At 62.1% G+C, this 20,100-nt stretch carries 14 protein-coding genes; 4 read left to right on the top strand and 10 right to left on the bottom strand.

Translation table 11 applies throughout. From position 1 onward, the window contains the following. Window positions 1–62: 62 nt before the first annotated feature. The 8 genes from BLV18_RS09440 to BLV18_RS09405 form a co-directional block, all read right to left on the bottom strand. A complete protein-coding gene (locus tag BLV18_RS09440; RefSeq protein ID WP_090357993.1) occupies window positions 63–1,502 on the bottom strand; it encodes an efflux transporter outer membrane subunit in 1,440 nt (479 codons plus the stop codon). Continuing rightward, window positions 1,499–4,606, bottom strand: coding sequence for an efflux RND transporter permease subunit (locus BLV18_RS09435; RefSeq protein WP_090357991.1), 3,108 nt, complete (start codon window positions 4,604–4,606; stop codon window positions 1,499–1,501). Before BLV18_RS09435 ends, BLV18_RS09440 begins: the two co-directional genes overlap by 4 nt. After that, window positions 4,603–7,758, bottom strand: a complete 3,156-nt coding sequence (locus BLV18_RS09430; RefSeq protein WP_090357988.1) for an MdtB/MuxB family multidrug efflux RND transporter permease subunit — start codon at window positions 7,756–7,758, stop codon at window positions 4,603–4,605. The genes BLV18_RS09435 and BLV18_RS09430 overlap by 4 nt, the downstream gene beginning before the upstream one ends. Continuing rightward, window positions 7,755–9,050, bottom strand: coding sequence for an MdtA/MuxA family multidrug efflux RND transporter periplasmic adaptor subunit (locus tag BLV18_RS09425; protein ID WP_090357986.1), 1,296 nt, complete (start codon window positions 9,048–9,050; stop codon window positions 7,755–7,757). The genes BLV18_RS09430 and BLV18_RS09425 overlap by 4 nt, the downstream gene beginning before the upstream one ends. A 322-nt stretch (window positions 9,051–9,372) precedes the next feature. After that, window positions 9,373–9,873 carry a thiol peroxidase gene (gene tpx / locus BLV18_RS09420; protein WP_090357984.1) on the bottom strand — a complete coding sequence of 167 codons (501 nt, stop codon included), beginning with the start codon at window positions 9,871–9,873 and terminating at the stop codon, window positions 9,373–9,375. 124 nt (window positions 9,874–9,997) lie between these two features. Next, on the bottom strand, window positions 9,998–10,261 hold the full coding sequence (locus tag BLV18_RS09415; RefSeq protein ID WP_167375925.1) for a DUF1652 domain-containing protein: 264 nt from the start codon (window positions 10,259–10,261) through the stop codon (window positions 9,998–10,000). 249 nt (window positions 10,262–10,510) lie between these two features. Further along, window positions 10,511–11,005, bottom strand: coding sequence for a hypothetical protein (locus tag BLV18_RS09410; protein WP_049860176.1), 495 nt, complete (start codon window positions 11,003–11,005; stop codon window positions 10,511–10,513). A gap of 88 nt (window positions 11,006–11,093) precedes the next feature. Then, window positions 11,094–12,371 carry a serine/threonine transporter gene (locus BLV18_RS09405; RefSeq protein WP_090357980.1) on the bottom strand — a complete coding sequence of 426 codons (1,278 nt, stop codon included), beginning with the start codon at window positions 12,369–12,371 and terminating at the stop codon, window positions 11,094–11,096. Between the two features lie 287 nt (window positions 12,372–12,658). Here BLV18_RS09405 and BLV18_RS09400 point away from each other — a divergent pair, with 287 nt between their 5' ends. The 3 genes from BLV18_RS09400 to BLV18_RS09390 all read left to right on the top strand — a co-directional run bounded on the left by BLV18_RS09400 (window position 12,659) and on the right by BLV18_RS09390 (window position 16,090). After that, a complete protein-coding gene (locus BLV18_RS09400; RefSeq protein WP_090357978.1) occupies window positions 12,659–14,086 on the top strand; it encodes an MFS transporter in 1,428 nt (475 codons plus the stop codon). A gap of 163 nt (window positions 14,087–14,249) precedes the next feature. Continuing rightward, the gene (locus BLV18_RS09395; RefSeq protein ID WP_090357977.1) at window positions 14,250–15,248 is read left to right on the top strand and encodes a Gfo/Idh/MocA family protein; all 999 of its coding nucleotides are present in this window, start codon (window positions 14,250–14,252) and stop codon (window positions 15,246–15,248) included. 53 nt (window positions 15,249–15,301) lie between these two features. Continuing rightward, on the top strand, window positions 15,302–16,090 hold the full coding sequence (locus tag BLV18_RS09390; protein ID WP_090357975.1) for an IclR family transcriptional regulator: 789 nt from the start codon (window positions 15,302–15,304) through the stop codon (window positions 16,088–16,090). Window positions 16,091–16,221: 131 nt separating this feature from the next. On the opposite strand, the gene BLV18_RS09385 is transcribed toward BLV18_RS09390, so the two are convergent. Then, window positions 16,222–17,031, bottom strand: coding sequence for a sugar phosphate isomerase/epimerase family protein (locus BLV18_RS09385; protein ID WP_090357973.1), 810 nt, complete (start codon window positions 17,029–17,031; stop codon window positions 16,222–16,224). 284 nt (window positions 17,032–17,315) lie between these two features. Between BLV18_RS09385 and BLV18_RS09380 the strand changes: the two genes are divergently transcribed. Beyond that, a complete protein-coding gene (locus BLV18_RS09380) occupies window positions 17,316–18,107 on the top strand; it encodes an SDR family NAD(P)-dependent oxidoreductase (RefSeq protein ID WP_090357970.1) in 792 nt (263 codons plus the stop codon). A 22-nt stretch (window positions 18,108–18,129) separates the two neighbouring features. On the opposite strand, the gene BLV18_RS09375 is transcribed toward BLV18_RS09380, so the two are convergent. Then, window positions 18,130–20,094, bottom strand: a complete 1,965-nt coding sequence (locus BLV18_RS09375; RefSeq protein WP_090362167.1) for a putative bifunctional diguanylate cyclase/phosphodiesterase — start codon at window positions 20,092–20,094, stop codon at window positions 18,130–18,132. Window positions 20,095–20,100: the final 6 nt, after the last annotated feature.

The following is a 20,100-nucleotide window of genomic DNA, read 5'->3' as shown; positions in this document are numbered from 1 at the left end:
TCTTGACCAGGGCGTGCGGGGTTTCAGAGGTGGTACGAAACGCGGTTGCCGACGCGGCTGGCCTATTGTGCCGGTTCCTGCCAGCCGCCGCCCAGCGCCGCGATCAACTGCACGCTGGCGACCAGCCGACTCTGCATCAGGGTCAACACGCTGCGCTCGTTGCTCAACGCCGTTGCCTGCACGTTGACCACGTCAAGATAGCCAATGAGCCCGGCCTTGTATTGGTTTGATGTGAGGCGCAACGACTCGCGGGCCGCCTGCAAGGCTTCGTTGCGCACCGACGCTTCTTCGTCGAACACCTTCAACTGGCTCATGTAGTCTTCGACTTCACGGAACCCGTCGAGCACGGTCTGACGATACTGCGCGACGGTCTGGTCGTAGGCCGCTTCGCTGCGGTCCACTTCCGCCGCACGCTGGCCGCCGTCGAACAGGGTCATCGCCAGTTGCGGGCCGACCGACCAGAAACGGTTGGGCAGCGAGATCCAGTTGCTGAAGCTGCTGCTGCTGTAACCGCCGGAGAGGCTCAAGGTCAGGTCGGGAAAGTAGGCGGTCTTGGCCACGCCGATTTCGGCATTGGCCGCCATCACCGAGCGCTCGGCGGCGGCAATGTCGGGACGTCGCTCGAGCAGCTGCGACGGGACGGCCAGAGGGATCGCCGGCAACGCCGGGATCTCAGTGCTCGCGGCCAGACTGAACTCGGCCGGTGCCATGCCGATGAGCACGGCGATGGCATTTTCCAGCTGGGCTCGCTGCCAGGCCAGATCGATCAGGTCGGCCTGGGTACTCTTGAGCTGAGTCTGCGCCAGGAACACCGCATCCTTGCCGGAAATCCCCGCCCGGTACTGGTTCTGAGTCAGGTCGAGCGAACGCTGATAGGCTTGTACCGTGGCTTCGAGCAGGCGCTTCTGCTCGTCGATGACCCGCAATTGCAGGTAGTTCTGCACCAGCTCCGACTGCAGGCTCAGGCGCATCGCGGCCAGATCCGCAAGGCTGGCCTGGGCACTGGCCCGATCAGCCTCCAGCCCGCGGCGCAGTTTGCCCCAGATGTCGGCTTCCCAGCTCACACCCAGCTGCGTGTTGTAGGTATCGCGGATGCCGCTGCTCGATTGGCTCAGGCTCGAACCGCTGCTGCCGGTCCCCTGGCTGGAGCGGGTCTTGCCCGCGCTCAGGTCGACGGTCGGAAACAGCGCGCCACGAGTACTGCGGACCAGCGCCTGGGCCTGCCGATATTGCGCCTCGTATTGGGCGACCGTCTGGTTGGAGCGGTTGAGCCTGAGCACCAGGGCATCGAGCTGGCGGTCGCCGTACAGCTCCCACCAGGCGCCGCGTGCCATGGCATCGCTGGGGTTGGCCTGACGCCAGCCATCGGCCTGCTTGAATTGCACCGGCGTGGCGATCGTCGGGCGCTGGTAGTCCGGACCCAGGGTGCAGGCGCCCAGCATCAGGCTGCACAGTGCCACACTGGCCAGGCGCGAGACGCGCGGAAAAATGGAATCGGTCATAGCGAAGTGTCCAGAGCGGCATCGGTACGCACGCCGCGCCACTTGTTGAAGCGGTGGCGCAGGCGGTCAAGATAGAGGTAGACCACCGGAGTGGTATAGAGCGTGAGGATCTGGCTGAACACCAGGCCACCGATGATGGTCAGGCCCAGCGGACGGCGCATCTCGGCACCTGCGGCGGTGCTGAACATCAACGGCAGCGCGCCGAGAATGGCCGCCATGGTGGTCATCAGGATCGGCCGCAGGCGCAACAGGCAGGCCTGACGAATGGATTCGGCCGGGCCCAGCCCTTCATTGCGTTCGAGCTGCAGCGCCAGGTCGATCATCATGATCGCGTTCTTTTTCACCACGCCAATCAAGAGAAACAGGCCCAGCAGCGAGATCAGGCTGAACTGGCCACCGGTCAGGTAGATGCTCAGCAAGGCCCCTACCCCCGCCGATGGCAAGGTCGAGAGAATGGTCAGCGGGTGAATGTAGCTTTCATAGAGAATGCCCAGCACCAGATACACCGCCACCAGCGCGCCGAGGATCATGAAAGGCTGGCTTTTCTGCGCGGCCGCGAAGGCATCGCCGGTGCCGGCGACCTTGACGATGATGTCCTCGGGCAGGCCGACACGCACCAGCGCGCGCTCGATCAGTGGCGTGGCAACGTCCAGGGTCACCCCGCTGACCAGGTCGAAGGAGATGCTCTCCGAGGCGAACTGCCCTTCATGGCTGACGCTGTCGTCGGCCAGGCTGTTTTCGTAGTGAGCGATGCTCGACAGCGGTACGCGCTTGTTGTCCGTGGTGATCACCTGGACCTGCTCCAGGGTGATCGGATCCTGCGCATACCTGGGGTTGATCTCCATCACCACCTTGTACTGGTTGAGGCTGTCGTAGATGGTGGAAATCTGCCGTTGGCTGTAGGCGTTGTTGAGCACCGAGGTCACGGTGCTCATGTCGATGCCCAGGCGCTTGGCCTTGTCGCGGTCGACGATCAGCGTCACCTGGGCGGCCCCGCGGCCTTCGCGGGCATCGATGGCGGTCAGTTCCGGCAGCGCGCGGAAGGCCGCGACGATTTTCGGGTACCAGGTGCGCAGCGCGGACAGATCGCCGCTCTGGATGATGTACGAATACTGCGAGGTGCTCTGCTCACGGGCACCGCCGAACTGCAGGTCCTGGTCGGCCATCAGCATCAGGCGGCCGCCGGGCACCTTGGGCATTTCCTTGCGCAGTCGCTCGATCACCTGCTGCGCGTTGATCTTGCGTTCTTCGATGGGTTTGAGGCGAACCAGAATGGTCGCGTTGTTGCTGCCGTTGTTGCCACCGATGAAGCCGGCCACGCTGTCGACCGCCGGGTCGGCGAGCAATGCGCGGCGATAGGTTTCCATCTTCGGCTGCATGACCGAGAACGACAGACCGTCGTCGCCGCGCACGAAGCCGATCAACTGGCCAGTGTCCTGCTGCGGCATGAAGGTCTTGGGCACCACCACGTAGAGAGCCACGTTGCCGATGATGGTCAGCAGCAAGCTGAGCAGGGTCAGCCTGCGGTGACGCAGAACCCAGCCCAGGCTGCGGTCGTAGGCAGCGACCATGCGCTGGTTGACGCGGTGACTGAAGCGCTGCAGGCGGTTGTCCTTCTCGGGCTCATGCGGCGTCAGCCAGCGCGCACAGAGCATCGGCGTCAGGGTCAGCGAGACGAACAGGGAAACGACGATGGCTACCGCGAGGGTGATCGAGAATTCGCGGAACAGGCTCTCGATGATCCCGCCGATGAACAGGATCGACAGGAACACCGCCACCAGCGAGACGTTCATCGACAGCAGGGTGAAACCGACTTCCTGGGTGCCCAGGTAGGCCGCGCGCAATGGCGGCACACCGTTATCGATGTGCCGGGAAATGTTCTCCAGCACCACGATGGCGTCGTCCACCACCAGCCCGGTTGCCAGGATAAGCGCCATCAACGACAGGTTATTGAGGGAGAACCCCCACAGGTACATGATCGCGAACGTCCCCACCAGCGACACCGGCACGGCCAGGGTGGGAATCAGCGAGGCGCGGAAATTGCCGAGAAACAGGAACACCACCAGCACCACCAGGACCACGGCGATGAGCAGGGTCATCTCGGCCTCGTGCAGGGTGGCGGTGATCACCGGCGAGCGATCCATGGCGATGTTCAGCTCGACACTGGCCGGCAACAACGCTTCCAGGGCCGGTAGCTGTTCCTTGATCTGGCTGACGGTCTGGATGATGTTGGCCCCGGCCTGGCGGTTGATCACCAGCAGCACGGCCGAATTGTCATTGTAGAACCCGCTGTTGTAGCGGTCCTCGACACCGTCGGTGACCTTGGCGACGTCGCTCAGGCGCAGTACCGACCCGTCCTGATAGCGGATGATCAGCGGCTTGTAGTCGTCGGCCTTGTCCAACTGGTCGTTGGCCTGCACCTGCCACTGGCGTTCACCGTCCTCGACGAAGCCGATGGGGCGCCTCACGTTGGTACCGTCGATGGTGGTGCGCACGTCATCGAGCGAGACGTTGTACTGGTTGAGCAGTTGCGGCTCGAGCTCGATACGCACCGCCGGCAGCGAGCTGCCGCCGATCTGCACCTCGCCCACTCCCGGCACCTGGGACAGGCTCTGGGACAGGATGGTCGACGCCAGGTCGTAAAGCTGACCCTTAGCCAGCACGTCGGAGGTCAGCGACAGGACCATGACCGGTGCCTGGGAGGGGTTGATCTTCTTGTAGGTCGGCATGCTGCGCATGCCACTGGGCAGCAGGTTGCGCGACGCGTTGATCGCCGCCTGCACTTCCCGCGCCGCGCCATTGATGTCGCGGTCCAGGTCGAACTGCAGAATGACCCGGGTCGAGCCCTGGCTGGAACGGCTGCTCATGGTGGTCACGCCCGGAATGGCGCCGAACGATCGCTCCAGCGGCGTGGCCACGGTCGAGGCCATGACCTCGGGGCTGGCGCCGGACAGGTTGGCCGACACCACGATCACCGGGAAATCCATGCTGGGCAGCGGCGAGACCGGCAACAGGCTGAAACTGACCCCGCCCAGCAGCATGATCGCCACGCTCATCAGGAAGGTCGCCACCGGGCGACGGATGAAAGGTCCGGACAGGTTCATGATTCAGCCTGTTCCACGGCGGCTGGTCGGCGCCCCCAGCGTCGACCCAGGCGGTCGAAGTACAGGTAGATGACAGGCGTGGTGAACAGCGTCAGCACCTGGCTCACCAGCAGCCCGCCGACCATCACCAGGCCCAGTGGCTGGCGCAACTCGGCACCCGAGCCGCTGGCGAGCATCAGCGGCACCGCGCCGAACAGCGCGGCCATGGTGGTCATGAGGATCGGCCGGAAACGCAGGAGCGCAGCCTGGTAAATCGCGGTCTCGGGATCCAGCCCCTGATTGCGTTCGGCCTCCAGGGCGAAGTCGATCATCATGATCGCGTTCTTCTTGACGATACCGATCAACAGGATGATGCCGATGATCGCGATCATGCCCAGGTCGTTGCCGCTGATCAGCAGCGCGAGCAAGGCGCCCACCGCCGCCGAGGGCAAGGTCGAGAGAATGGTGATCGGATGGATGTAGCTCTCGTAGAGCACGCCCAGCACGATGTACATGGTGACGATGGCCGCCAGCACCAGCAGCAGGGTGCTCTGCAACGACGCCTGGAAGGCTTCGGCAGCGCCCTGGAACTGGGTCTGCACGCCCAGCGGCATGCCAATGTCGCGCTGCACCTGTTCGATGACGTCGACCGCCTTGCCCAGCGCCACACCATCGGCGAGGTTGAACGACATCATCACCGCCGGGAACTGACCGATGTGCGCGATGGCCAACTGGGCCTGGCGCTGTTCGATGTGGGCCAGGCTCGACAGGCGCACCTGGGTGCCGCTGGTGGCAGTGGTGTCGCTGTCGGCCGTCTGATTGGTCGTGCCCGTGCCGTTGACGCTGGCCTTGACGTAGATCCGCTCCAGCGCCTGCGGCCCGAGGGTGCTGGCGTCGGTAGCCTGCAGCACCACTCGGTACTGGCTGGACTGGGTGTAGATGGTCGAAATCTGTCGCTGACCGAAGGCGTCGTACAGCGCGTCGGTGATATCGGCGACATCCACCCCGACCCGCTTGGCCGCATCGCGGTCGATCACCAGGTACACCTGCAGGCCCTTGTCCTGCAGGTCGCTGGCCACATCGGTGAGTTCAGGGCGCTGCTTCAGCGCGTCCACCAGACGGGCGCTCCAGGTGGCGAGCAGGTCGGCGTCCGGGGAGGACAGGCTGAACTGGTACTGAGTGCGGCTGACCCGATCCTCGATGGTCAGGTCCTGCACCGGCTGCATGAACAGGCGCACGCCGAGCAGCTTGTCGACCTCGGGCTGCAGGCGCGCGATGACCTGGCTGGCCGTGAGGTCGCGTTCGCTGTGGGGCTTGAGGTTGATCAGCAAGCGTCCACTGTTGAGCGTGGCGTTGTCACCGTCCACGCCGATGTACGAAGACAGGCTGGAGACGGCCGGGTCCTGCAGGATGATCCTGGCCAGGTCCTGCTGTCGCTCGCCCATGGCCTTGAAGGAAATCGACTGCGGCGCCTCGGAGATACCCTGGATGACGCCGGTGTCCTGCACGGGGAAGAAGCCCTTGGGCACCACCAGGTACAGGAGCACGGTCAGGCCCAGGGTGGCGACGGCGACCAGCAGGGTCAGCGGCTGGTGCCGCAACACCCAGCGCAGGCCGCCACCGTAACGGGCGATCAGCCAGTCGATCCAGGCGCCACTGGCCTTGTAGAAGCGGCTCTGTTCCTCTTCCTTGGGCTCGCGCTTGAGCAGGCGCGCGCACATCATCGGGGTCAGCGTCAGTGAGACCACCAGGGAAATGAGGATGGCCACGGCCAGGGTGATGGCGAATTCACGGAACAGGCGGCCAACCACATCAGCCATGAACAGCAGCGGGATCAGCACCGCAATCAGCGAAAACGTCAGCGACAGCAGGGTGAAGCTGATCTGCCGCGCCCCCTTGAGCGCAGCCTGCATCGGTGTCTCGCCTTCCTCGATGTGGCGCGAGATGTTTTCCAGCATCACGATGGCATCGTCGACCACGAAGCCCGTGGCCACGGTCAGGGCCATGAGGGTCAGGTTGTTGATCGAAAACCCGGCCAGGTACATCACCCCGAAGGTGCCTACCAGCGACAGCGGTACGGCGATGGAAGGAATCAGGGTCGCGCTGAAGCGGCGCAGGAACAGGAACGTGACCATGACCACGAGGGCAATGGCGATCAGCAATTCGTGCTGGACGTCGGTCACCGACGCGCGGATGGTCTGGGTGCGGTCGGTCAGCACCGTAACGTCGAGCCCGGCCGGCATGGTGTCGGTGATCGTGGGCAGCAGCGCCTTGATCCGATCGACCACGTCGATGACGTTGGCGCCCGGTTGACGCTGGATGTTGAGCAACACCGCCTGATTCTGGTTGGCCCAGGCAGCCAGCCGTTCGTTTTCGGCGCCGTCGACGATCTGCGCAACGTCACGCAGCCGCAGCGGGCCGCCGTTGTTGTACGCCAGGATCAGGTTGGCGTATTCCTCGGGCGAACGCAGTTGGTCGTTGGCGTCGAGCATCGACACCCGCGTGGGGCCATCGAAGTTGCCCTTGGGCTGGTTGACGTTGGACGCGCCGATCAAGGTGCGCACGTCGGACAGGTTCAAACCATTGGCCGCGAGCGCTTCAGGATTGACCTTGATACGGACCGCCTGACGCTGACCACCGGCGATGCTGACCATGCCCACGCCGCTGATCTGCGCGATCTTCTGCGCCATGCGGGTGTCGACCAGGTCGTTGAGCTTGGGCAGCGGCATGGTCTTGGAACTGATGGCGATGGTCAGCACCGGGGTGTCGGCCGGGTTGACCTTGTTGTACACCGGCGGCGCGGGCAGGTCCGAGGGCAGCAGGTTGCTGGCGGCGTTGATCGCGGCCTGCACCTGCTGCTCGGCGACGTCCATGTTGATCTCGAGGCTGAAGCGCAAGGTCAGCACCGACGCGCCGCCCGAGCTGGTCGAGGCCATCTGGGTCAGGCCGGGCATCTGCCCGAACTGGCGTTCAAGCGGCGCGGTGACCGCGCTGGTCATCACCTGCGGGCTGGCGCCGGGGTACAGCGTCATGACGCGAATCGTCGGGTAGTCGACCTGCGGCAGCGCCGACACCGGCAGCAATCGATAGGCGAGCACGCCCGCCAGTACGATGGCGAGCATGGTCAAGGTCGTGGCGACAGGGCGCAGGATGAACAGCCGCGAGATATTCATGCCCCGGTCTTGCCCTTCTCGCCCGGCACACCGGCGCCATCCTGGCCCTGCAGATGCTGCCCCGGCGTGGTAGGCACCTTGGCGCTGTCATCGACCACTTCGACCCGGCTGCCATCGCGCAACCGATCGGTGCCTTCGAGCACGACCCGATCACCTTGGGCCAGACCTTGTTCGACCACAGTATTGGCGCCGTCGGTGGGGCCCACCTTGAGCTGACGGATCTTGACCTTGTCGTTACCGTCCATGGCGTAGACGAAAGTGCCGTCGACGCCGTACTGAACGGCTGCCGAAGGCACCAGCACCACCCCTTTGAGGATGTCGGAGAGCAGACGCACGTTGACGAACTGGTTGGGGAACAGGGCTTCGTCCTGGTTATCGAAGAGAGCCTTGAACTTCAGGGTACCGGTGGTGGTGTCGATCTGGTTGTCCAGACTGCCCAACACGCCGGTGGCCTGCTTGCGCGTATCGCCCCGGTCCCAGGCTTCCACGGTAAGTTTGGCGCCGCTGCGGTAACGCGCCAGCACTGGTGTGAGTTCGCTTTCAGGCAGGGTGAAAGCCACGGTGATCGGTTGTACCTGGGTGATCACCACCAGCACGCTGGTGTCGTTGGCAGCCACCAGGTTGCCGATGTCGAGTTGGCGCAGTCCCAGCCGACCGGCGATGGGTGCGCGAATGCGGGTGAAGTCCAGGTTGAGTTTGGCGTCGTTGACCGCTGCCTGGTTGGTCTGGATGGTGCCCTGGTACTGCCCCACCAGCGCCTGCTGGGTATCCAGGGTCTGGCGAGCGATGCTGTCTTCGGCGAACAGGCCTTTGTAACGCTGCAGGTCGATCTGCGCGTTTTTGAGTTGTGCCTGGTTCTGCGCCAGCGTCCCCTGGGCTTGCTGCAAGGCGATTTCATAGCTGCGCGGGTCGATTTCCGCCAGCAGGTCGCCAGCCTTGACTCGCTGCCCCTCCTGGAAGTTGACCTTGACCAGCTCCCCGGCCACACGGCTGCGCACATTGACAGTATTGATCGCGGTCACCGTGCCCAGCGCCTTGTAGTACACCGGGAAGTCACCGGTGACCACATCGGCTACCCGCACCGGGGTGGGCTCGGCCGAACCGCCGAAACCGGGGCGCGCGGAACCTGCATTGCGCCCTGCGCTGGCGGGCGCGGCGGCGCCGCTCTCCGGGCTTTTCTTGGCCGGCCAGAACCACCAGCACAATACGGCGACAACCAGCACCATCAACAGGCCGAACAGCCAGCGACGCGATTTACGGGGACCTGGGGACTGCTTTGAATGATCGACCATTGTGCGGGAGGACTTCTACTTTGAGGAGGCTGAACGATAAGGAGTCGGCGGGCATAAGCAAAGCGCCTTTACGGGCAATTTACCTTGGCCGGAAATGCAGCGGGGGTTACAGGCGATCAACCTGCAGCAGCGGCGCAAGCCGCGTCACGGGCTACGCGGAGCATCTGACCCTGCGCGGTGCCACCGGACGCGGCTTGCGCCGCTGCTACAGCGACATCGCACCCCTGTAGCAGCGGCGCGAGCCGCGTCACGGGCTACGCGGAGCATCTGACCCCACGCGGTGCCACCGGACGCGGCTTGCGCTTCTGCTACAGGGAATACGTTACTTCAAGACAGCGAGGGCCGCCGCGTAGTCGGGTTCCTGGCCGATTTCCGGGACCAGTTCGCTGTACAGCACCTTGTCGTTCTCATCGAGAACGACGACGGCGCGGGCGGTCAGGCCCTTGAGGGCGCCTTCGGCGATGTCGACGCCATAGGCGCGGTGAAAGTCATGGGCGCGGAAGGTCGACAGGTTCTGCACGTTCTCCAGGCCTTCGGCACCGCAGAAACGGGCCTGGGCGAACGGCAGGTCAGCCGAGATGCACAGGATGGCGGTATTGGCCACGTCGTTGGCCTGAGCATTGAACTTGCGTACCGAGGTAGCGCAGGTCGGGGTATCGATGCTTGGGAAAATGTTCAGCACCTTGCGCTTGCCGGCCAGGCTTTGCAGCGAAACGTCAGCCAGCCCGCCGCCGACCAGGGTGAACGCCGGGCCCTGAGCGCCGATCTGAGGAAGCTCGCCGTCCACTTTGATGGCGTTGCCTTTGTGCGTCACTTGAGCCATGAGCCTTGTCCTTTTCGGATTGAGAAAGGGCAAAGTTAAGCATGAAAACAGCCGTACGGCCTATGCGCAAAGTGAAAATAAAAGTTCTGCACACCGCTGCACCCAGGCTGCTCGGGGAAACACATCAACCGGCTCTGGCATGGGCTTCCGCGACTGCTGGCCGAGGCCGCGCCCGCAGTTCGTGCACCAGCCTTGCGCGCTCTCGAGCATTGGTGACGCGGTCAAGAGGAATGTCCGTCCTGACCATCTCGAGTTCATCGGTCTGCGGATTCATCAACTTCACGCACACTGACTGGTCGCCAGTGACTGTACACACGCATTTCTGGGGCAGAAACGCCAGTTCGACGAGCCTGCGCAGTTCCAGCGCGCTGAGTCCGGGGGGCAGCATGGTCAATCTCCTTTGGAGCCGGTGATTGGCGTCCCACCCGTGACGCATTCGGTCTCGGGACTGCAGAACGTTTCGTGTTTCTCAAGGTATATACCTGCTTTCACGCAGGCGCAACGGGAGTTTTCGGCCTACTCGAAGATTCCGATAAGCTGCTGAAACATAAGGATATAAAATTATCGTACTGATCATTCGAAGAAGCGTTTCAGCACTTCAAGACCTGTACACCCGTCGTCGACAGCGCAGCCCTGATCAGTCGCGAGACTTGGGAATCAGCCCCTGCAACTGCTGAGCGAAAAAATGCGCATCCAGCTGACTGGATTCTGCCTCCTTGGTACCGCGATCCTTGCGCCAGAACCAGGCGCCGTCGGCCGAGTCCTTGACGATGGAAATACTTCCGTGACGATCCGAGGTCAGGCCTGCCACGGCAATGACCATCGCCCCGCCCTGCCCCATGACCTGCGGCACCAGCTCGACCCGACGCTGCGCCAGAATGATCGCCAGGGACTCGCTGATGAAGGGCGAATGATCGCTGGGGTAGGTGCTGCTGGTGGCCACCCAGGGCGTGCGCTCGATCACCAGCAGCTGCCGCTCGGTGAGTGGCGCCAGCCAGGTTTCGATCTGAGCGAACAGGGCTTGGATACTGTCCCGCCAGTGCTGGCATTGGTCCTTGAACGCCTGTTGCTGGCGTTGCTGGGTTGCGGCATGTTGCTGGAGCATGTCAGCCAGTTGCTGTACTTCGTCCATCGCTACCACCTCGGTGCGCGCCCGCCCTGGACTGACCGCAAATCGGCCGCCGCAGGTCGGGCATCGGTGGTCAGTGTAACAGGCTTGGTCACACGCTCAGGGAATAGACCAGCGCCGAGATAGCCACCAGGCCGACCAGCGTCACGAATACGTTGGACATGTGCCCAGCGTACTTGCGCATGGCCGGCACGCGACGGATCGCGTACATCGGCATGAGAAACAACAAGGCGGCAATGACCGGTCCGCCGAAGCTCTCGATCATGCGCACGATGTTCGGGTTGAGCGTGGCGACCAGCCAGCAGACCAGCAACATGAACAATGCAGTGAAACGATCAAGGGCCTTGGGGTTGGGACGGCGGCCGGACTTCAGCACCAGGCCCTTGATGCCTTCGCTGGCGCCGATGTAGTGGCCCAGGAACGACTTGGCGATCGCCACGATCGCGATCAATGGCGCGGCGAAGGCAATCACCGGGTTGCTGAAGTGATTGGCCAGGTAGGACAGGATCGACAGGTTCTGCGCCTTGGCCTCGGCCAACTGCGCAGGCGACAGGGTCAGCACGCAGCTGAACACGAAGAACAGCACCAGCACCACCATCAAGCCATGGGCGCGGGCCAGGATCTGGCTGCTGCGTTGGTCGGCGTACTCCCCGTAGCGGCGTTTCTGGTCCACCGCGAAGGCCGAGATGATCGGCGAGTGGTTGAACGAGAACACCATGACTGGAATCGCCAGCCACAGGGTATGAATGAACGCGCCCGGCGCGGGCATCTCACCTGCGGTGGCGAGAATGCCGCCGTTCCAATGGGGGATCAGGTACGAGGCCAGCAGCAACAGTGCAACGATGAACGGATAGACCATGAGGCTCATCGCCTTGACGATGAATTGCTCGCCACAACGCACCACGATCAACAGGCCCAGGATCAATACCAGCGCCAACACCGCCCGCGGCGGGGTCTGCATGCCCAGCTGGTGCTCCATGAAGCTGCCGACGGTATTGGTCAGGCCGACGCTGTAGATCAGCAGGATCGGAAAGATGGCGAAGAAATAGAGCAGCGTGATCAACGCCCCGGCCTTGATGCCGAAATGCTCTTCCACGACGTCGGTGATGTCGGTCCCGGCACGTCCGGACAGCACGAAGCGAGTCAGGCCCTGGTGCGCATAGTAGGTCATCGGAAAGGCGAGCACTGCCAGAATCATCAGTGGCCAGAAGCCGCCGAGGCCGGCGTTGATCGGCAGAAACAGCGTGCCGGCGCCGATCGCGGTGCCGAACAGGCCCAGCATCCATGTGGTGTCGTGGCGGTTCCAGGGCGTCAGCGCGGCGGGCGCCTGCGCGTATCGGGGGTCAAGGCTGTTGGCTTGCTCGTTCATCCGTTCGAATCTCCGCTTGCCGGTGTTCAATCGATGGCCGGAAGCGGAAAAACGTGCAGCTGGCAGCGCCCCGGCCTTGAAAAGGGGCGTGATTGTCCAAGATTGTGCAAGGAAAGCAAAGGGTTACTCGAGCAACGGTGCGCCAAAGCCATTGCGACCCCTCGCCCAGGCGCTGGATTGCGACCACAGCGCGCGTACCGGCGTGCAGACCGCTTGACGAAACAACCTTTCAAGAACAACATTACAAGTGGAACGCCGTTACAATAATAAAATCCTGGAGCAATCCCATGAGCGATACCTTGCAACCCGACCCGAATTCCAAGCGCCAGTCGAGGAAAGCCGCCGCCAGCGGGTGGATAGGATCGGCGCTGGAGTACTACGACTTTTTCATCTACGCCACTGCTGCGGCGCTGCTTTTCCCGCAACTGTTCTTTCCGACAGACAACCCCACTGTCGGCATCATCGTCTCGCTGGCCAGTTTCGGTGTCGGCTACGTCGCCCGACCGATCGGTGCCGTGGTGCTGGGACATCTGGGCGACCGACATGGACGCAAGACCGTGCTGGTCTATTGCATGTTCCTGATGGGTTTCTCCACGCTGAGCATCGGGCTGCTTCCCACCTACCAGCAGATCGGTATATGGGCGCCGGCGATATTGATTTTCCTGCGCCTGGTGCAAGGCTTCGCCGTCGCAGGCGAAGTATCCTGCGCCAGTTCAATGACCCTGGAGCATGCACCCGACGGGCGTCGCGGATACTTCGCCAGCTTCACGCTGCAAGGCGTACAGGCCGGGCAACTCCTGGCCGCTGCAGTATTCCTCCCGCTCGCCCAATTCATGCCTGCCGATCAGTTCGCTGCCTGGGGCTGGCGGATTCCGTTCCTGCTGAGCGCCGTGGTACTGGTGGCCGGTTGGATCATCCGCCGTGAAGTTCATGAAGCTCCGGTGTTCACCGAAGCGAAGACTCACGCTCAACCCGAGAAATTGCCTGTGGTCGAAGTGATCACGCAAAGCTGGCGAGATGTACTGCGGGTGATCTGCATGGCGCTCTCCGCGGTGCTTGCCATCGTCGCCTCGGTCTTCGGCGCAACCTATGCAGTCCAGCCTGCCTACGGTATTGGCTTCCCATCCGGTGTATTCATGTGGATCCCTGTCCTGGGGAATTTGTGTGCAGTCATTCTCATCCCCTTCGTTGGAAAGCTGTCTGACAGGATCGGCCGCCGACCTCCAGTCATCGTGGGAGTCCTGTGCGGCGGGCTGCTGTCATTCGCCTATCTCTACGCGATCAGCATTCACAACCTGTGGCTGTCGCTGATTCTGTCGCTGCTCATGTGGGGCGTGGCGTACCAAGGGTTCAACGGTGTGTTTCCAAGCTTGTTCCCCGAACTGTTCCGTACCCGGGTTCGTGTCACGGGTATGGCAATCGGTCAGAACATCGGCGTGGCCTGCACGGCGTTCCTCCCTGCCCTGTTCGTCACCATTGCGCCTCCCGGAACCGAAAACATCCCCCTGAAAATCGGCGCATTGACGTTCGGCATCTGCGCCATCTCTGCAATCGCCGCGTTCACTACCCGTGAAACCTACCGCATACGCCTCAAGGACCTGGGCGACCCCAATGCCGTCCCGATGTCGAAGGAGGAATATGAACGGGTGCAGGAACTGTCCAGCCGCAAGCCGGCAATGAACGTACCGCAATCGGTGTCGGTAACACGTTCCTGACGCGCAGCAGGCGGACTGTAGACGTACTGCTCAGTGCTCTGCGCAGCGCCACACGCACCTGCACGATGCAGGCAGAAGGTGACGACGCCCTCTGCTTGCGCCGGACGGCCCTGTGGCAACCGCCGGGCCTGACAAGCCATCACTATCAATAAGGAATGAATGTGTGAACGTTGTTCTTCTGGAAGTAAGCCATTGGCACACGCCGCTATACCTGGATGCCCTGGAGCGGCTGGCCGATGTCACCGTCACGGCAGTATCCGACGCCACAGGAACGCGCGGCGCCGCCCTGGCCGAACGCTTCGGCGCAAGGCTCTTTGATGATTGGCAGACCCTGTTGCAGGACCAGCCAGCTGACTTCGCCTTCGCCTTCGGCCCGCACGATGAACTCCATGCCATGGGCAAGACACTGATCGAGCGGCGCATCCCGTTCGCCATGGAAAAGCCCTGCGGGCTCACTCGCCAGGAAGTGCTGGAGTTGCAACGACTGGCCGACGCGGCTGACCTGTTCGTGGCCGTACCTCTGATCTGGCGGCACAGCGAACTGTTGAGCCGGCTCAAAAGTGCGGCGCTGCACACCGGCGCCAAATGGAGGACCCAGTCATTTCGATTCAATGCCGGCCCACCCGATCGCTACCTGACCAACAGCTGCGCCTGGATGCTCGACCCAAGACGCTCGGGAGGCGGCTGCACGATCAACCTGGCCGTTCACTTCGTTGATCTGGTCGAGCAGATTTGCGCCGAACGCATACGCAGCGTTTCTGCGGTGATGTATCGTGACCCGCAACTGGCGGCCGTGGAAATTGGCTCCATGATGACCTTGGTAACCGAGAGCGGCTGCATCTGCACCATCGAAACGGGATACAACTATCCGGCCAACACCCCGGAACAGCGTGAGTATTCATTTTCATTGTCGAGCGATCGGTTCTACGCCCGTTCGACCGCAGAAGGCATGCGTCTGATTGATTCCAACGGCCAGGCCAGCGACCTGCAGATGAGCCTGAACTCGGACGTGTACTACGACAACTTCGTGACCGATGTTCTCGCTGCCGATCGTGACACTGCCTATGAGGGTGCAAGACTTGCGACAATGCATACGGTCCTGAGTATCATCGAGGCTGCTTATGAATCGGATCGCCTGGGTGGCCTTCCCGTTCGGCTCTAGCATCGTGAAACAAAGTTGCCTGGCGTCGGCCGGCAGCGTAGAGGATTGGAAACTTGTCGCATATTGGACGTTACTTCAACACCCTGGAACTGCTGCTTGCTCATCCGGGTGGTCTTTCTCTGTCTGAGATCAGCGAGCAGACCCAAGTTGCGATGGCAACGGCTCACCGCATATTGAGCGCGCTTCGAGAAAGGGGATATGTTTGTCAGGACGAACAAGATCACTACCGCCTGACGCTGAAGATTCCCAGCATGGGCATGAGTTTCATCAATGAAACGGGATTCGCCAGAATCATGCAGCCATTGCTGGATGACCTGGCCATTGAAACCGGCGAGCACGTCCGGCTGGCAGAGGTCGCGGAAGATCATCTGACCTGGGTACTTCAGGCCACCAAGAACACTCGGGGCCTGCAATACCGCCGGGCCTTGGATGAAAAGATCATCCCGCACACGACCGCGGCAGGAAAAGTGTGGCTGTCGACCATGCGCGACGAGCGCGCCATGCGGATCCTGTCAGCCTGGGACATAGAAAACACCCGAGACTACGCAGGCCCCAACGCGCGTGTTTCGATTCGCGACATTTTCGATGACATAGCCTTGATTCGTGGCGAAGGACATGCGGTCGTGCGCGAGGAAGGCGAAGTGGGCGTCTGCGTAGTGGCAGTGGCCGTCTTCGACGCCTCGCGCCCAGCCAACACTGCGCCTGTGGGGACTCTGAGCATTGCCGGCCCCATAGCACGCATGCGCGAAGAAACGCTTGATGCACACCTGGCAAGCCTCAAGCGTTCAGCCATCAAGGTAGGCGAACACTGGGCGCTGTGGAATTCGGTAAGCGAAGAGTGATTCGTTGCCCCATCGCGCGCGCATGCGCTGCGATATGCCAAGTAACGTCCCATGTGCCTGGCCCCTTCTGATCCCGGCGCCTGCATCGGATCGCATTGCAGGCCCTGAGGGCCTGCAAACCCGTGGGCTGCCTATGGGATTATCCATCCCTTGGCGCGCAGGTCCGCCACACCCTTGTTCAGTTCGTGCAACGCGTTTTCCTCGCGGATAATTTCCAGCACGCAGTTTTCGATACCGCAGGTGGCCTGAACGGCCTCACCCAGCCCTACGAAGTCGACTACACCGGTCCCAACCGGATCATGCCCCCAGACATCCATACCGGTGTCTGACACGTGCACAAACTCGATAGCAGCATGGTACGCCAGCAAGCTCGCGACCGGATCTTCAGCGATGTACGCGGCATTGGCGATGTCGTAGACAACCCTGACCGTATCATCGTTTAGGGTTTCGACCACTTCTGCCAGTTGCGGCATCGTGGGGGTGAAGCAGTACGGCGTGTTTTCGAGAAGCAGCCGGACACCGGCCTGCTTCGCCATCGGTGTCAGCACCGCAAGGCTTTCGTACATCCATTCATAGGTCTTTTCCAGTGGCGGGGAAATCATCGGTCGACGAGTGCCAGGGGATATCACCACCTCTTGCGTACCCCAGGCGGCGGCCAGATCGATCACTGCCTTGATGTGATCGATACTTTTCCGACGCATGTTCGCGGCGGGGCTGGCCAGATTGATGTCATAGCCGCCAGCATTGAGGGACCTGACTTTCGCACCGTAATCCAGCAGCCGCACGTAGGCTTCGGACTGCTGGGCAGTCGAGAGTTCCACGGGCCAGCAATGGGGCGAACTGACAGGCACTTCGAACACGCGATGCCCGTGCTCGGAAAGTTCGGCGATGGCATCGATGGCCGTGGACGCCCACAGGTAGGAAAACGTGCTGATGATCATACTCAAACTCCCTTCTTGTTATTGTTTCGACGAAATGGAAAGCGCCACGGACTGTGGGTCCGGTGATTGGCCAAGGCCATATAACGCCTCGATCTTACTTGGCCGGTAGTTCGCCGCAGTAGCCGTCAGGACAGGATAAAAAAACACCAGAATAAACATAGTGGAATCGAGTTACGTTGTCAATTCGATTGCAAAGCACACGCTGTTTTCGTATGTTGGCATTGTTTCGAATGTCCCGGTTCAAACAACGACATCCAATAAATCTAATAAGAAGGACTGCATCAATGAGAGCTCTGGTCAGTGGTGGTAGCAGTGGTATCGGCGCGTCGGCCTGCATGAGAATCGCGGAGGCGGCGCTGGCGCGGGGAGTCCAGCCTAGAATTGCAGTCTGTGGACATGCCCCGAATGACACACAGAAAGAAGTCGTCAGGTCCATCAAGGCCATGGGAGGCGTCGCCATTTCACTGTGCGGCGATCTCGGCAAGGATGAAGTACCGAGTCAACTAGTGGCGACAGCGGTCGCGGAGTTCGGCGGGCTAGACGCCCTGGTGGCCAATGCCGGCATCGCCAGTCCTGGCAAGATTTGCGACCTCACGCTTGCAGATTGGGACGATATGTTTTCGGTCAATCTACGCGGCGCCTGGCTCCTCGCCAAAGCCAGTTACCCGCATTTGCGCGAGAGCGGTGGTGCGGCCTGTTTTACCTCGTCGATGTCTGGCCAGATTCCACATGCCGGCTCGGGCGCCTACAGCCCGACCAAAGCGGCATTGACGATGCTTGCCCAGACACTGGCCCTGGAATGGGCGCCCGAAGGTATCCGCGTCAACGTGGTCTCTCCGGGCATGACACACACACCGATGTCCGAAAAGATCTACGCTGACCCACAACTCAAGAAAGCCAGAGAGGCAATCATCCCGTTGGGCAGGATTGGCCGACCGATCGATATCGCAAACGTGATCGAGTTTCTGGTCAGCCCATTGTCAGGATACGTGACGGGGCAAGATATCTGCGTCGACGGTGGCTTCTCCAAGTCCATCCTCAACCACATACCCGGCCGGCCCGGCTCGAAATCCTGATCACGGCAAAGGCCAAGCGTCGTCAGCGCTGAACCGGAGCATGGTCCAGGGCAATCCAGCCCGCGGTATCCAGCGCGGACATGGGCCGGGCGAAGTAATAGCCCTGCACATAGCGGCAGCCCAATGCGACCAGCGCCTGAACCTCCTCTCGGGTTTCCACGCCCTCGAAAATGCAATCCAGGTCCATGTCCTGGGTCAGTGCGAGCAAGGATTTGACGATTTTGTAACTGGCCGGCTTCTCATGCAGGCGGGCGACGAAACTGCGATCGACCTTGAGTTTGGTCAACGCCAGCGCATGCAGGTGACTGAGGCTGGAATAGCCGGTGCCGAAATCGTCCAGGGAAATGCCGCACCCCAACGAGCGCAGGGTGGCGATCGCTTCCTGGACCAGATCCAGATCCTTGAGGGTCGCCGTCTCGGTGATCTCCAGGTCGACCCGACTCGGATCGAACAGCCCACTGGTGAGCAGTTGGACGATGGCCTGGACCGCGTCGGGCGAACCGCAGTCATGGGCCGACAGGTTGAAAGAAAGACGAATCGGCGCCGGCCAGGCGGCGGCACCCCGCAAGGCCTTGGCCAGCAGCGGCAGGGTCAGGCGATTGATCATGCCGCTGCGTTCGGCGACCGGAATGAACTGGCCGGGCGGAACCGGCCCCAGCTCTACGCTCTGCCAGCGCGCCAAGGCCTCGAAGGCGACGGTAGCACCGTTCTGCAGGTCGACGATGGGCTGGAAGGCGACATGGAACTCACGCTCGAGATCCGCACGTCGCAAGGCCTGTTCGGTGATGATCGCGCTTTGCAGCTGCTTGCGGTGTGCAGCCGAGAACAGCGACATATGGCCGACGAAATGGTGCTTGCTCTGGTACAGCGCGTAATCGGCGTACTCGAACAATTCATGGGCATTGCCGGCCAGATCGGGAAAGGTCGCCAGGCCCATGGATGCGCCCACCTGGATCGGCACATCGACCAGCAGGTACGGTTTGCTCAGTTCCACACAGATGCGTTCGGCAAACAGGGAAATCTCCAGGTTGTCGCCACAGTCGGGCAGGATCAGCGCGAATTCGTCGCCTCCCAGGCGCGCGACCTGGACGTTATCGGGCAGCAGCGCAGCCAGGCGTGTACCGACCTCGGCCAGCAGGCGGTCGCCGACGCTGTGACCGTACAGGTCGTTGACCGGCTTGAAGCCATCGAGGTCGAGGATGCCCACGCCCAGGCGTTGCCTCTCCTCGCCCGCTTTGGCCAGGCAGCCGTCCAGGCAGTTGAAGAACCAGCGCCGGTTGGGCAATCCGGTCAGGCTGTCCTTGTTGGCCAGCAAAAAGTTCTCGTCGCTCAGGGCTTCGCTGTGCGCCTGGGCGTTCACCAGTCCGGTGAAGTTGCGATAGTTGTTCTGCAGCACCACCAGCATGATGCCGGTGACCAGCAACACGTTGACGCTGGTGGCGATGAAGGTGGGGTTGTCGGTAGAGGCAAAGAATGCGACGAAGGCGACGTTGACCACCACCGCCGTCATCAGCGCGGCGGAACGCAGGTGCATCAGGCAGAAAATGCAGCCGATCACCGTAATGGCCATGTAGAAGGCCACGTGCGCCTTGGCGTAACTGTCGCCATAGGGAAATAGCGCCAGCGCCCATACCGTGAAACCGACGGCCACCACGCAGCAGATACGGTTGGTCCGCGCGAGCGCCTGGGCGACCTCGAGGTCGTCGGGTTGCTGCTGCCAGCCTCGACGCCAAGCGACCGCCCGCACCAGGCTGATGATGGTCAACACCAGAGGGATGTGCACGGTCATCCACACCGGCGAACTGGGCATGTGGGTAAAGGCCAGTGCCCAGCTGTTGATCAGCAGGATGAAGTACATCAGAGGAATCTGCCTGGCCAGGGCCTTGTACTGGGCCGCGAGCAGACGCGAGTTGCCTTGAGGTACGCTGCACAGCCGTTTGATCAGAGCGAACAGGCCGGTGCAGGAAAAGCGTCTGGTCGTAGACATCATGTC

The sequence above is a fragment of the Pseudomonas coleopterorum genome, from assembly GCF_900105555.1.
Lineage (GTDB): Bacteria > Pseudomonadota > Gammaproteobacteria > Pseudomonadales > Pseudomonadaceae > Aquipseudomonas > Aquipseudomonas coleopterorum.
The sequence above is the reverse complement of the archived record's forward strand: the minus strand, read 5'-3'. Positions and strand labels throughout refer to the sequence as shown.